Raw genomic sequence first — 14,831 nt, forward strand, 5'->3', positions numbered from 1 at the left:
CAGTAGACGGCGCTGACGTCGCCTTTTGTCCGCGAACGCGGCCGAGATGATGCGGCGGAGTCGGCCATGGCGATCGAAAATCAGTGCCATAATTGGTACCGCCAGTGACATAAAACCGTGATGGCCGGAGACTCCCTTCGCCGACGCGTAACCTGAAGCTGCGCGAACTGTCTGTCCGGTGAACAAATGGAGGGCAAAGACGTGGATCCGAACGGCAGCGGAGCCGGATCAGACTCACAGAACGGGGCTTCCCCGAACGGATCTGCCCGTCAGCGCCTCGAACAGGTCGTCATTCGCTTCGCCGGTGACTCCGGAGACGGCATGCAGCTCACCGGCGACCGGTTCACTTCCGAGGCAGCGCTTTTCGGCAACGACCTGGCGACCCAGCCGAACTATCCCGCCGAGATCCGGGCGCCCGCAGGCACTCTGCCCGGCGTCTCGTCCTTCCAGATTCAGATCGCCGACTACGACATCTTGACCGCCGGCGACCGGCCGGACGTGCTCGTCGCGATGAATCCGGCTGCGCTCAAGGCCAATATCGGCGACCTGCCCCGCGGCGGCATGGTGATCGCGAACTCCGACGAGTTCACCAAGCGCAACCTGACCAAGGTGGGTTACGTCACCAACCCGCTCGAGACCGACGAGTTGTCCGACTACGTCGTGCATTCCGTCGCGATGACGACGCTGACGCTCGGCGCGGTCGAGGCCATCGGCGCGACGAAGAAGGATGGCCAGCGCGCCAAGAACATGTTCGCGCTGGGCCTGCTGTCGTGGATGTACGGGCGGCCGATCGAAACCAGCGAGAAGTTCATCCGGGAGAAATTCGCCCGCAAGCCCGAGGTCGCGGAGACCAACGTGCTGGCGCTGAAGGCCGGCTGGAACTACGGCGAGACGACCGAGGCGTTCGGCACCACCTACGAGGTGTCCCGGGCGACCCTGCCGTCGGGCGAATACCGGCAGATCTCGGGAAACACCGCACTGGCGTACGGCATCGTCGCGGCCGGCCAGCTCGCGGACATCCCGGTCCTGCTCGGCAGCTACCCGATCACGCCGGCCTCCGACATCCTGCACGAGCTGTCCAAGCACAAGAACTTCAACGTGCTGACCTTCCAGGCCGAGGACGAAATCGGCGGCATCTGCGCGGCGATCGGCGCCTCCTACGGCGGCGCGCTGGGCGTGACCACCACGTCGGGGCCGGGCATTTCGCTCAAGTCCGAGGCGCTCGGGCTGGCCGTGATGACCGAACTGCCGTTGCTCGTCGTCGACGTGCAGCGCGGCGGCCCCTCGACCGGGCTGCCCACCAAGACCGAACAGGCCGACCTGCTGCAGGCGCTGTACGGCCGCAACGGCGAGTCGCCGGTGGCGATCCTCGCGCCCCGCTCGCCGTCGGACTGCTTTGAAACCGCGCTCGAGGCCGCGCGCATCGCGGTCTCGTACCACACCCCGGTGATCGTGTTGTCCGACGGCGCGATCGCCAACGGCTCGGAGCCGTGGCGCATTCCGGACGTCAGCACGCTGCCGCGCATCACGCACGCCTTCGCCAAGCCCGACGAACCGTTCCAGCCCTACGCCCGTGACCCGGAGACGCTGGCCCGGCAGTTCGCCGTGCCCGGCACCCCGGGGCTCGAGCACCGCATCGGCGGTCTGGAAGCGGCGAACGGCTCGGGCAACATCTCCTACGAGCCGGTCAACCACGACCTCATGGTCCGGTTGCGGCAGGCCAAGATCGACGGCATCTCCGTTCCCGATCTCGAGGTCGACGATCCGACCGGCGACGCCGAGCTGCTGCTGATCGGATGGGGCAGCTCTTACGGCCCGATCGGCGAGGCCTGCCGGCGCGCCCGGCGCAAGGGCATCAAGGTGGCGCACGCGCACCTGCGCTACCTCAACCCCTTCCCGGCCAACCTGGGCGAGGTGCTGCGGCGCTACCCGCAGGTGGTGGCGCCCGAAATGAACCTGGGCCAACTGGCGTTGGTGCTGCGCGGCAAGTACCTGGTCGACGTGCAGTCGGTCAGCAAGGTGCAGGGTGTCGCGTTCCTGGCCGACGAGATCGGCCGCGTCATCCGCGCCGCGCTGGGCGGGACGTTGGCCGAAGTCGAGAACGACAAGACGATGGTCGCCAGAATGGCGGCGGCAACGGTTGGGGCGGGCGCATGATTCGCGCCGGCGCCGACGCAGAGCGAAGCGATGAGGAGGAGCGGCGCTCGTGACTGACCTGATCGGCAATCTGGCGGGCAAAGACCTCGGTGTTACCCCGAAGTTGACCAAGAACGACGGGGTCCCCACCTTGTCCGCCGAGGACCAGCCCCAGAAGTCCAAGGACTTCACCAGCGACCAGGAGGTGCGTTGGTGCCCGGGCTGCGGGGACTACGTCATCCTCAACACCATCCGCAACTTCCTGCCGGACCTCGGGTTGCGCCGCGAGAACATCGTGTTCATCAGCGGCATCGGCTGCTCGAGCCGCTTCCCCTACTACCTCGAGACCTACGGATTCCACTCGATCCACGGCCGTGCGCCCGCCATTGCCACCGGCCTGGCGCTGGCCCGCGAGGACCTGTCGGTGTGGGTGGTCACGGGCGACGGCGACGCCCTGTCGATCGGCGGTAACCACCTGATCCACGCGCTGCGCCGCAACGTCAACATCACCATCCTGCTGTTCAACAACCGGATCTACGGGCTGACCAAGGGGCAGTACTCGCCCACCTCGGAGGTCGGCAAGGTCACGAAGTCGACCCCGATGGGGTCGCTGGACCACCCGTTCAACCCGGTGTCGCTGGCCCTGGGCGCCGAGGCGACCTTCGTCGGCCGCGCGCTGGACTCCGACCGCAACGGCCTGACCGAGGTGCTGCGCGCCGCCGCCGGGCACCGGGGCGCCGCCGTCGTCGAAATCCTGCAGGACTGCCCGATCTTCAACGACGGCTCCTTCGACGCGCTGCGCAAGGAAGGCGCCGAGGAGCGGGTCATCAACGTCCGTCACGGCGAGCCGATTGTGTTCGGCGCCAACGGCGAATACTGCGTGGTGCAGTCCGGGTTCGGCCTGGAGGTGGCCAAGACCGCCGACGTCTCCGTCGACGAGATCGTGGTGCACGACGCGCACAGCGACAACTCGGCCTACGCGTTCGCCCTGTCGCGGCTGTCGGATCAGAACCTCGAGCACACGGTGCTGGGCATCTTCCGCAACATCAACCGGCCCACCTACGACGACGCGGCCCGCTCACAGATTCAGGCGGCCCAGTCGGCGAAGCCGTTCGACTCCGCGGCGCTGCAGTCGCTGCTGCGGGGCCGCGACACCTGGACCGTCGACTGACGTGGCCGAGCGGGTGGCGGACACCACAGTGTCCCTGGCTGGAATAGTGCTGGCCGGTGGCGAATCGCGGCGAATGGGCCGCGACAAGGCGACCCTGCCGGGTCCCGGCGGGGCCGCCACGCTGCTCGAGCACGTGGTCGGGGTGGTCTCCCAGCGCTGCGAGCCGATCTTCGTGATGGCCGCGCCGGGGCAACCGCTGCCCGAGGTGCCGGCGCGCGTGCTTCGCGACGAGGTGCGCGGCCAGGGGCCACTGCCGGCGACCGGGGGCGGCCTGCGGGCCGCGGCGGAAACCGGCGCACGCTTCGCCTTCGTCTGCGCCGTCGACATGCCGCTGCTGTCAGCGAGTTTGATCGACGACCTGATCGGGCTGGCCACCGAGACCAACGCCGAAATCGTGCTGCCGTGGGACGGCCGCAGCCACTACCTCGCCGCGGTGTATCGCACCGATCTGGCCGAGCGGATCGACGGCCTGGTCGCCGCCGGTGCCCGCTCGATGCGTGCCTTGATCGACGCCTCCGACGCCCAGCAGATCGTGCTGCCGGAATCGCGTTTCCTGGCCAACGTCAACTCGGAGAGTGACCTGCGCGCTCTGGCGCAGCTGCAGGCCTGACGCCGTCCGCTGCGCCGGTCTGTGAACCGTCGTGATCCGTTGGGGCAGTGTCGATTTGAGGCTTCCTCGCGGAAATGCCCGCGCCCGTCCTGGCCCCGTCCGGGTGCATGCGCCCCAGTGAATCCCGGCCTGCCGGCAAAGTCGCCTCCATTCCTGAAAAATTTTGTCGCTGAACACGTTTAGCGAAAGTCATTGCCAGAAAGCGTAATCCACGAGGTCTCATCAACCGATTCGGCTGGGTGGGACTGTGACGGACGAATATCACTGCAAGACACCGCAATTCGTCGTCTCTCGACTTTTTCTTGCCTTTCCCGCGTGGCGACGTGAGAAGCGGTGCCGGCATGCGGTACGCTGCGCCCCCTTCCGACCGGGACGGCAGATGCGTTGTCACTGCGGCGAATCGGCAATATCGACCCGAATAATCGTGCGCCAGCTCACAAAATACGCGTGATTAGGCTCACCATTTGTTTGCGGATCCGGCCGACGTGCCCGCGCCGAAAATTCGACCGTGACCTGCGTGAATAGGCCTGCTATCACCGCGTGATCGCGTCGTTACCGAAACGAGACCTGCGATTTCCGAAGATGACGAACGCGCCGGTGTTCTCTACGGTCCCTGTTAGCCCGCAACGGGTTACGGAAAAGTAATCAACAAAACTGAATCCACAGACCCGCGTGTGAGCGGCGCCACGGACGGCGAGAGCCCAACCGTGGTCGGTGGGTGACAACCCGCCGGGCATACCTGGCCCGCCGCTGTCGTGCCTGACCCAGACGGCACGTTCCAAAGCAGGCATTCAAGCCAACACCTTCAGCCCACCTGCGTGGGCTTGCTTTGGCGCGCGCGCAGCGAAAGGAAAGATATTGCAGAACGTCCGTAAGACGCTCATGCTTGCCGCGGTCACGGGCACGCTCGTGACCATCCCGTCGGCCACCGCCCACGCAGACGAAGCGGTGAGCTTCGACCCGAACATTCCTGCTGCCGCCCCGGACGCCCCCGCCCCGGACGCCCCCGCGCCGGACGCCCCGGCGCCGGACGCGCCTCCGGCCCCGGAAGCCCTGCCCCCGGCCCCGGACGCGCCTCCGCCCCCGGCCCCGGACGCCCCTCCGGCTCCGGATGCCCCGCCGGCGCCCGTGGGCTTCGACCCGAACGTTCCGCCGCCTCCTGGCCCGGATGTCCCGCCGCCCCCGCCCGTCAGGGCGTACAGCGTCAACTGGGACGCCATCGCGCAGTGCGAGTCGGGCGGTAACTGGAGCATCAGCACCGGCAACGGCTACGCGGGCGGCCTGCAGTTCACGCCCAGCACCTGGCGCGCGAACGGCGGTAGCGGCTCCCCGTCCGGCGCGAGCCGCGAGGAGCAGATCCGCGTCGCCGAGAACGTGCTGCACTCGCAGGGCATCGGCGCCTGGCCGGTGTGCGGACGCCGCGGCTGACCGACGGCTTCTGGACATATAAGCCGCACATATAAGGAGTGCCGGGCCCCGTGCCCGGCACTCCTTGTCTCCAGCAGTCGCCACCCCCGTAGTCGGGTAGCGTCGGGCCCGTGACCGCAACGCCGCGCGAATTCGACATTGTGCTGTACGGGGCGACCGGCTTCGTCGGGAAGCTCACCGCCGAATACCTGGCCCGCTCGGCACCGGACAAACGGATCGCCCTGGCCGGCCGGTCGCCCGACCGGCTGCGCGCCGTCCGCGACACGCTGAGCGAAACCGCGCGGTCGTGGCCCGTCCTGAACGCGGACGCCGCATCGCCCTCGACGCTGAACGAGATGGCGGCGCGCACCCAGGTCGTCATCACCACGGTCGGGCCCTACACGCGCTACGGGCTGCCGCTGGTGGCCGCCTGCGCCGCGGCGGGCACCGACTACGCCGACCTGACCGGGGAGGCGATGTTCGTCCGCGACAGCATCGACCAATTCCACAAGCAGGCCGCGGATACCGGCGCCCGCATCGTGCACGCGTGCGGATTCGATTCCGTGCCTTCGGACCTCAGTGTGTATGCGCTGTACCGCGCGGCGCGCGACGACGGCGCCGGCGAACTCGCCGACACCGACCTGGTGGTCCGTTCCTTCTCGGGCGGGGTGTCCGGCGGCACCGTCGCGTCGATGCTGGAGGTGCTCGACACCGCGTCCCGCGATCCCGAGGCCCGCCGCCAACTCGCCGACCCGTACACGCTCAGCAGCGACCGCGGCGCCGAACCCGACATCGGCCCGCAGCCCGACCTGCCCTGGCGTCGCGGTCGTCGGATCGCGCCGGAACTGAGCGGGCTGTGGACCGCGGGCTTCGTCATGGCGCCCTACAACACCCGGATCGTGCGGCGCAGCAACGCACTGCTGGACTGGGCCTACGGCCGCCAGCTGCGCTACAGCGAAAGCATGAGCCTGGGCTCGTCGCCGATCGCGCCGGTGGCCTCCGCCGTGGTCGGCGGGGTGGGCGCCGCGACCTTCGGGTTGGGCAGCCGCTATTTCCGGCTCCTGCCGCGCCGGCTGGTGGAGCGCATCGTGCCCAAACCGGGCACCGGCCCGAGCGAGGCCGCCCGCGAGCGCGGCTACTACCGCATCGAGACCTACACCACCACCAGCACCGGGGCCCGCTACGTGGCGCGCATGGAACAGCGCGGCGACCCGGGCTACAAGGCGACGTCGGTGCTGCTGGGGGAGTGCGGCATGGCGCTGGCATTCGACCGTGACAAGCTCCCGGACCTGCACGGCGTCCTCACGCCCGCCGCCGCGATGGGCGACGCGCTGCTGGACCGGTTCCCCGCCGCGGGTGTGTCCTTGCAGGTTGAACGGCTCGCGGGGTGACCCGGCTCACGGTTCGGGCACTTACACGAGGGTAAACGGCGCTCCCTAGAATTGACGGGTGACCGCCAGCCCCAGCCCCGCCACCGACCTGCCCAAGTCGTGGGATCCCGCTGCGGCCGAGGGCGCGATCTACCATAAGTGGGTCGACGCCGGATACTTCGCGGCGGACCCGGCCAGCGCCAAGCCCGGCTACTCGATCGTGTTGCCGCCCCCGAACGTGACCGGCAGCCTGCACATGGGTCACGCGCTCGAACACACCATGATGGACGCCCTGACCCGCCGCAAGCGGATGCAGGGATATGAGGTGTTGTGGCAGCCGGGCATGGACCACGCCGGCATCGCCACCCAGAGCGTGGTGGAAAAGCAGCTCGCGGTCGACGGCAAGACCAAGGAGGACTTCGGCCGGGAGCTGTTCGTCGAGAAGGTCTGGGACTGGAAGCGCGAGTCCGGCGGCGCCATCGGCGGCCAGATGCGCCGGCTCGGCGACGGGGTCGACTGGAGCCGCGACCGGTTCACCATGGACGAGGGCCTGTCGCGGGCCGTCCGCACCATCTTCAAGCGGCTCTACGACGCCGGGCTGATCTATCGGGCCGAGCGGCTGGTCAACTGGTCGCCGGTGCTTCAGACCGCGATTTCCGACATCGAGGTCGACTACCTCGACGTCGAGGGCGAGCTGGTGTCGTTCCGCTACGGCTCGCTCGACGACTCGCAGCCGCACATCGTGGTCGCGACCACCCGGGTCGAGACGATGCTCGGCGACACCGCGATCGCCGTGCACCCCGACGACGCGCGATACCGCCACCTGGTCGGCACCACACTGGCGCATCCCTTCGTCGACCGCGAGCTGGTCGTCGTCGCCGACGAGCACGTGGACCCCGAATTCGGTACCGGCGCAGTCAAAGTCACGCCCGCACACGACCCGAACGACTTCGAGATCGGGCTGCGGCACGGGTTGCCGATGATCTCGATCCTGGACACCAAGGGCCGAATCGTCGATACCGGAACGCAATTCGACGGGATGGACCGCTTCGAGGCCCGCGTCGCGGTCCGCGAGGCGCTGGCCGCCGAGGGCCGCGTCGTCGAGGAGAAGCGCCCATACCTGCACAGCGTCGGGCACTCCGAGCGTAGCGGTGAACCGATCGAACCGCGGCTGTCGCTGCAATGGTTCGTCCGCGTCGAGTCGCTGGCCAAGGCGGCCGGCGACGCGGTGCGCAACGGCGACACCGTGATTCACCCCGCAAGCCTGGAGCCGCGTTGGTTCGCCTGGGTCGACGACATGCGCGATTGGACGATCTCGCGGCAGCTGTGGTGGGGCCACCGCATCCCGATCTGGTACGGGCCCAACGGGGAACAGGTGTGCGTGGGTCCCGACGAGACGCCGCCGGAAGGCTGGGAACAGGACCCCGACGTGCTGGACACCTGGTTCTCCTCGGCGCTGTGGCCGTTTTCCACCCTGGGCTGGCCGGACAAGACCCCCGAGCTCGAAAAGTTCTACCCGACAAGCGTTCTGGTCACCGGCTACGACATCTTGTTCTTCTGGGTGGCACGGATGATGATGTTCGGCACGTTCGTCGGCGACGACGACGCCATCACCCTGGACGGTCGCCGCGGCCCGCAGGTGCCGTTCACCGATGTCTTCCTGCACGGGCTGATCCGCGACGAATCCGGGCGCAAGATGAGCAAGTCCAAGGGCAACGTCATCGACCCGCTGGACTGGGTGGAACTCTTCGGCGCCGACGCCCTGCGGTTCACGCTGGCCCGCGGCGCCAGCCCGGGCGGTGACCTGGCGATCGGCGAGGACCACGTCCGGGCGTCGCGCAATTTCTGCACCAAGCTGTTCAACGCCACCCGCTACGCGCTGCTCAACGGCGCGCAGCTGGCGCCCCTGCCCCCGCCGGCCGAACTCACCGACGCCGACCGATGGATCCTCGGGCGACTGGAAGAGGTTCGCGCGGAAGTCGATTCGGCGTTCGACAACTACGAGTTCAGCCGCGCCTGCGAAGCGCTCTACCACTTCGCCTGGGACGAATTCTGCGACTGGTACGTGGAATTGGCCAAGACGCAACTGGCCGAGGGGGTCGCGCACACGACGGCGGTGCTGGCGGCGACGCTGGACACCCTGCTGCGGCTGCTGCACCCGGTGATCCCGTTCATCACCGAGGCCCTCTGGCAGGCGCTGACCCACAACGAGACCCTGGTGATCGCCGACTGGCCGCAGCCGTCCGGGATAGCCCTGGATCAGGTTGCCGCGCAACGCGTTACCGACATGCAGAAGCTGGTGACCGAGGTGCGCCGGTTCCGCAGCGATCAGGGGCTGGCGGACCGCCAGAAGGTGCCGGCCCGGATGACGGGCGTCGAGGGAGCCGATCTGGGCACCCAGGTGAGCGCGGTGACGTCGCTGGCGTGGCTGACGGCCGCCGGGCCGGAGTTCCGCCCGTCGGCGTCGGTGGAAGTCAGGCTGAGCGGCGGCACCGTCGTCGTCGAACTGGACACCTCGGGCACCATCGACGTCGCCGCCGAGCGTCGCCGGCTGGAAAAGGATCTGGCCGCGGCCCACAAGGAGCTGGCGTCGACCACCGCCAAATTGGCCAACGAGGACTTCCTGGGCAAGGCCCCCCAAAACGTCGTCGACAAGATCCGGGACCGTCAACGCCTGGCCCAGGAGGAAACCGAGCGGATCAACGCGCGGCTAGCCGGGCTGCAATGACCGAGCCGCCCGAGTGGGCCGAGGACCCCGAAGTTCCCGGCGCGGTTCCCACCCCGGACCCCACCCCGGACGAGATCGCCGCCCTGTTGCAGGTCGAGCACCTGCTGGACCAGCGCTGGCCCGAAACCAAGATCGAGCCGAGCCTGACCCGGATCAGCGCGCTGATGGACCTGTTGGGTTCACCGCAATTGGCCTACCCGTCGATCCACGTCGCGGGCACCAACGGCAAGACCTCGGTGGCCCGCATGATCGACGCGCTGATCACCGCGCTGCACCGGCGCACCGGGCGCACCACCAGCCCCCATGTGCAATCGGCGGTGGAACGCATCTCGATCGATGCCAAGCCGATCAGCCCCGCGCAGTACGTGGCGACCTACCGCGAGATCGAGCCGTTCGTGCAGATGGTCGACGCGCAATCGCAGGCCGCCGGCGGGCCCGCGATGAGCAAGTTCGAGGTGCTGACCGCGATGGCGTTCGCCGCGTTCGCCGACGCCCCCGTCGACGTCGCCGTGGTCGAGGTGGGGATGGGTGGGCGCTGGGACGCCACCAACGTGATCAACGCCCCGGTGGCGGCCATCACCCCGATCGCCCTCGACCACGTCGACTACCTGGGCGACGACCTCGCCGGCATCGCGGGGGAGAAGGCCGGCATCATCACCCGGGCGCCCGAGGGCGCACCCGACACCGTGGCGGTCATCGCGCGTCAGGCGCCCGAGGCGATGGACGTGTTGTTGGCCCAAACCGTTCAAGCCGACGCCGCGGTGGCCCGCGAGGATTCGGAGTTCGCCGTGCTGGGCCGTCAGGTCGCGATCGGCGGGCAGGTGCTGCAGTTGCAGGGGCTGGGCGGGGTGTATTCCGACATCTACCTGCCGCTGCACGGAGAACACCAGGCGCACAATGCGGCCCTGGCGCTGGCCGCCGTCGAGGCCTTCTTCGGCGCCGGCGCGCAGCGTCAGCTCGACGTCGAGGCGGTTCGCGCGGGTTTCGCGGCCGTCGTCAGCCCCGGCCGGCTGGAGCGGATGCGCAGCGCGCCCACGGTGTTCATCGACGCCGCGCACAATCCCGCCGGTGCGGCCGCGCTGGCGCAGACGCTGGCGGGCGAATTCGACTTCCGTTATCTGGTCGGGGTGCTCAGCGTGCTGGCCGACAAGGACGTCGACGGCATCCTCGCCGCGCTGCAACCGGTGTTCGACGCGGTCGTGGTCACCCACAACGGGTCCCCGCGGGCGGTCGATGTCGAATCGCTGGCCCTGGCGGCGCGCGAGACGTTCGGGCCCGACCGGGTGAGCACCGCCGAGAACCTGCGCGACGCCATCGACATCGCGACCGCGCTGGTCGACTCCGAGGTGGAGGGGGCCGCGCTCGACGGCCACGCCGAGGACTTCTCCGGGACCGGGATCGTCATCACCGGCTCGGTCGTCACCGCGGGCGCGGCGCGCACCCTGTTCGGGCGTGATCCGCAGTGACCGACCAGAACCGGCCCGACCCCTGGCGCAGCTTCGGCGCGGTGATGGCCCTCACGCTGTTTCTGGAAGCGATCGTGGTGCTGCTCGCGATCCCGGTGGTGGGCGCGGTCGGCGGAGGCCTCACGACGGCGTCGCTGGCCTACCTGATCGGCCTGGCCGTACTGCTGATCCTGATGGGCGGGGTGCAGCGCAAACCCTGGGCCATCTGGGCCAACCTCGGAGTGCAGGTGATCCTGCTCGCCGGCTTCGCCGTGTATCCCGGCGTGGGGTTCATCGGCGTGTTGTTCACCGGGTTGTGGGGCTTGATCGCCTACTTCCGGGCCGAGGTCCGGCGCAGGCAGGGGTAGCCCGGCGGTACGCTGTCCGCCGTGACCGAACGGACATTGGTACTGATCAAGCCGGACGGCGTCCAGCGACAGCTGGTGGGGGAGATCATCGGCCGGATCGAGCGAAAAGGCCTCACCCTCGCCGCGCTGGAACTCCGGCACGTCGGCCAAGACCTCGCCGCCCAGCACTACGCGGAACACGAGGGCAAGCCTTTCTTCGAGTCGTTGCTGGCATTCATCACCTCGGGGCCGGTGGTCGCGGCCATCGTGGAGGGACCGCGCGCGATCGCGGCGTTTCGGCAGCTCGCGGGCGGTACCGACCCGGTCGAGAAGGCGATCCCCGGCACGATCCGGGGCGATTTCGGGCTCGAGACGCAGTTCAATCTGGTGCACGGCTCGGATTCGATCGAGTCGGCCAAGCGAGAAATCGGGCTCTGGTTTCCCGACGCCTAGAGCTGCGACGATCGGCCCCGCGACGCGTTGCGGACCGGGGTTCGTCCGACCGGGCTGCATCAGGTGTGGGTTGGGCGCCGACGTGATGTGGGATACTGATGTCGGGTGAACGTCGCCGGACCGGCGTCAGACACCCGAATGAAGACTTAGACAAGCGCGACCATAGCCCCGTCGCCTTGGTTCGCTGCATGTCAGGCCGTCATTCAGCACGGCGCCGAGTGGGTTCTAACCTGAGCCGCTCGGGGCGAGACCATCACAAGCCCGGGAGAAGTGACCCGGGCCCATAGCGAAGCCCTCGCGTGGCCGCGTCGCAACGACGCGCCCGGGGGCTTGAGGAGAATACGTGGTAGACGGTGCACCAACTGCAGACCCATCAGAAGAATCGGCCCGGTCCGGGGAGCTGCCCGACCGGTTGAGGGTCCATTCGTTGGCCCGGACGCTGGGAACCACCAGTAAACGGGTCCTGGACGCGCTCAGCGAGCTGGACGGGCGCATTCGCAGCGCACATTCCACCGTGGACCGCGCCGACGCGGTGCGGGTGCGTGACCTGCTGGCCGCCCAGCCCCAGGAAGCCCCGGACGCCGCCACCGAACCCGTCGTGGATGGCGGCGAGGGTGCCGGCGAACCCGAATCCCGGCTGATGCTGGAAACCCCCGACAACGCCGCCGAGCGGCCGCATTACATGCCGCTCTTCGTCGCGCCGCAGCCACTGGACAGCGACGACGACACCGACACCGACACCGACGAGGGCGCCGACTCCGACGATTCCGACGGCGACGACGACGAGCAGGCCGACCGCCCGTCGAATCGGCGGCGCCGTCGCGGCCGCCGGGGCCGCGGCCGCGGGCGCGGCGAGCAGGGCGGACCCGAGGGCCAGAGCGACGGCGACGACGACGAGCCGCAGGGCCGGGTCAAGAAGGGCGCCCAGTCCGACTCGGGCGATTCCGACGACGCCGACGACGAGGACTCCGACGACGGCGACGACTCCGAGGGCGGTGACGACGGTTCGGCGGATGGGGGCAGCCGTCGCCGCCGCCGGCGTCGGCGCCGCAAATCCGGATCGGGCGACGACAACGACGAGGGGCCTTCACCCGACGACCCGCCCAACACGGTCGTGCACGAGCGGCCGCCCCGCAATGGCAAGAACGGCGGCGACGGCGGCAGCGCGAGCAACGAGATCAAGGGCATCGACGGCTCGACTCGGCTGGAGGCCAAGCGCCAACGACGCCGCGACGGCCGCGACGCCGGGCGGCGCCGCCCCCCGGTGCTGACCGAGGCCGAATTCCTGGCCCGCCGCGAGGCCGTCGAACGCGTCATGGTCGTCCGGGACCGGGTCCGCAGCGAGCCGCCGCACCAGGGTTCGCGGTATACCCAGATCGCGGTCCTCGAGGACGGCATCGTCGTCGAGCACTTCGTGACCTCGGCCGCGTCGGCGTCCCTGGTCGGCAACATCTACCTCGGCATCGTGCAGAACGTGCTGCCCTCGATGGAGGCGGCCTTCGTCGACATCGGCCGCGGCCGCAACGGCGTGCTCTACGCCGGCGAGGTCAACTGGGAAGCCGCCGGACTCGGCGGGTCCGACCGCAAGATCGAACAGGCGCTCAAGCCCGGCGACTATGTCGTCGTCCAGGTCAGCAAGGACCCGGTCGGGCACAAGGGGGCGCGGCTCACCACGCAGGTGTCGCTCGCGGGTCGCTACCTGGTCTATGTGCCGGGGGCGTCGTCGACCGGGATCAGCCGCAAGTTGCCCGACACCGAACGCCAGCGCCTCAAGGAGATCCTGCGCGAGGTGGTGCCGTCCGACGCGGGGGTGATCATCCGGACCGCGTCCGAGGGCGTCAAGGAAGACGACATCCGCAACGACGTCACCCGCCTGCAGGAGCGCTGGAAGCAAATCGAGGCCAAGGCCATCGAGATCAAGGAGAAGGCCGCCGGGGCCGCCGTGGCGCTGTACGAAGAGCCCGACGTGCTGGTCAAGGTCATCCGCGACCTGTTCAACGAAGACTTCGCGGGCCTGGTCGTCTCCGGGGACGAGGCCTGGAGCACCATCAACGAATACGTGAATTCCGTTGCGCCCGACCTTGTTTCGAAGCTGAGCAAATACGAGCCGCCCGCCGGGCCGGACGGGTCGAGCGGGCCGGACGTGTTCGCCGTGCACCGCATCGACGAGCAGCTGGCCAAGGCGATGGACCGCAAGGTCTGGCTGCCCTCGGGCGGCACCCTGGTGATCGACCGGACCGAGGCGATGACGGTGGTCGACGTCAACACCGGCAAGTTCACCGGCTCCGGGGGGAACCTCGAGCAGACGGTCACCAAGAACAACCTCGAGGCGGCCGAGGAGATCGTGCGCCAACTGCGGCTGCGCGACATCGGCGGCATCGTCGTCATCGACTTCATCGACATGGTGCTGGAATCGAACCGCGATTTGGTGCTGCGCCGGCTCACCGAGGCGCTGGCCCGTGACCGCACCCGCCATCAGGTGTCCGAGGTGACGTCGCTCGGTTTGGTGCAGCTGACCCGCAAGCGGTTGGGCACCGGGCTGGTCGAGGCCTTCTCGACGTCGTGCCCGAACTGTGGCGGCCGCGGCATCTTGCTGCACACCGACCCGGTGGACTCGGCGCCGTCGAACGGCCGCAAGTCCGAGTCCGGGGGCCGTCGCGGCCGGCGCAAGAAGAACAAGGCCGAGGAGCCGGTGGTGGCAAAGGTGCCCGTCCACGCTCCTGGCGAACACCCGATGTTCAAGGCGATGGCGGCCGGCTCGTCCACACAGGCGACAACCGAGGACGACGAATCCGACGAGGCCACCGAGGAAACCGGCGACGAGTTCGACGAGAAGAAGGCGCGGCGCGGCGAGGACGTCTCCGACACCGACCACGAGGACTTCGACGACACCGACGACGACTCGGACGACGACTCGGACGACGATTCCGACGACGACTCGGACGACGATGACCTCGATGACGAGGAAGACCTGGGCGACGACGACGAGGACCTCGAACTCGACGACGACGACCTGGACACCGAGGACTCCGACGATTCCGACGACTCCGACGATGCCGACGGCGGTTCGGCCGCGGCTGACCAGGGCGGCCCGCCCCCGGGGCGCCCCCGGCGCCGACGCGCGGCGGGCAGGCCCGCCGGGCCGCCGATCCACGCGGACTGAG

At 69.1% G+C, this 14,831-nt stretch carries 10 protein-coding genes; all 10 read left to right on the plus strand.

What is annotated here, in order from left to right:
* Nucleotides 1-201 precede the first annotated feature (201 nt).
* Nucleotides 202-2,157, plus strand: a complete 1,956-nt coding sequence (locus W7U_RS04160) for a 2-oxoacid:acceptor oxidoreductase subunit alpha (protein WP_085976484.1) — start codon at nucleotides 202-204, stop codon at nucleotides 2,155-2,157.
* A 49-nt stretch (nucleotides 2,158-2,206) separates the two neighbouring features.
* Entirely contained in the window at nucleotides 2,207-3,307 is a 1,101-nt protein-coding gene (locus W7U_RS04165) for a 2-oxoacid:ferredoxin oxidoreductase subunit beta (RefSeq protein WP_008255186.1), read from the plus strand.
* Between the two features lies 1 nt (nucleotide 3,308).
* Nucleotides 3,309-3,917 carry a molybdenum cofactor guanylyltransferase gene (gene mobA, locus W7U_RS04170; protein ID WP_036428687.1) on the plus strand — a complete coding sequence of 203 codons (609 nt, stop codon included), beginning with the start codon at nucleotides 3,309-3,311 and terminating at the stop codon, nucleotides 3,915-3,917.
* Between the two features lie 858 nt (nucleotides 3,918-4,775).
* On the plus strand, nucleotides 4,776-5,345 hold the full coding sequence (locus W7U_RS26380; protein WP_081490074.1) for a transglycosylase family protein: 570 nt from the start codon (nucleotides 4,776-4,778) through the stop codon (nucleotides 5,343-5,345).
* Nucleotides 5,346-5,455: 110 nt separating this feature from the next.
* Nucleotides 5,456-6,715, plus strand: a complete 1,260-nt coding sequence (locus tag W7U_RS04180; protein ID WP_008255192.1) for a trans-acting enoyl reductase family protein — start codon at nucleotides 5,456-5,458, stop codon at nucleotides 6,713-6,715.
* A 58-nt stretch (nucleotides 6,716-6,773) separates the two neighbouring features.
* Nucleotides 6,774-9,422 (plus strand): valine--tRNA ligase, encoded by a 2,649-nt coding sequence (locus W7U_RS04185; protein ID WP_008255194.1) that lies wholly within the window; start codon nucleotides 6,774-6,776, stop codon nucleotides 9,420-9,422.
* Nucleotides 9,419-10,888, plus strand: a complete 1,470-nt coding sequence (locus tag W7U_RS04190; protein ID WP_008255196.1) for a folylpolyglutamate synthase/dihydrofolate synthase family protein — start codon at nucleotides 9,419-9,421, stop codon at nucleotides 10,886-10,888. The genes W7U_RS04185 and W7U_RS04190 overlap by 4 nt, the downstream gene beginning before the upstream one ends.
* Nucleotides 10,885-11,235, plus strand: a complete 351-nt coding sequence (locus tag W7U_RS04195) for a DUF4233 domain-containing protein (protein ID WP_008255199.1) — start codon at nucleotides 10,885-10,887, stop codon at nucleotides 11,233-11,235. The genes W7U_RS04190 and W7U_RS04195 overlap by 4 nt, the downstream gene beginning before the upstream one ends.
* Nucleotides 11,236-11,256: 21 nt before the next feature.
* Nucleotides 11,257-11,667 (plus strand): nucleoside-diphosphate kinase, encoded by a 411-nt coding sequence (gene ndk, locus W7U_RS04200; protein ID WP_008255201.1) that lies wholly within the window; start codon nucleotides 11,257-11,259, stop codon nucleotides 11,665-11,667.
* A 343-nt stretch (nucleotides 11,668-12,010) separates the two neighbouring features.
* Nucleotides 12,011-14,830 (plus strand): Rne/Rng family ribonuclease, encoded by a 2,820-nt coding sequence (locus tag W7U_RS04205; protein ID WP_036428689.1) that lies wholly within the window; start codon nucleotides 12,011-12,013, stop codon nucleotides 14,828-14,830.
* Nucleotide 14,831: the final 1 nt, after the last annotated feature.

It is taken from the genome of Mycobacterium sp. H4Y (assembly GCF_000364405.1).
In the GTDB taxonomy this organism is placed as follows: domain Bacteria; phylum Actinomycetota; class Actinomycetes; order Mycobacteriales; family Mycobacteriaceae; genus Mycobacterium; species Mycobacterium intracellulare.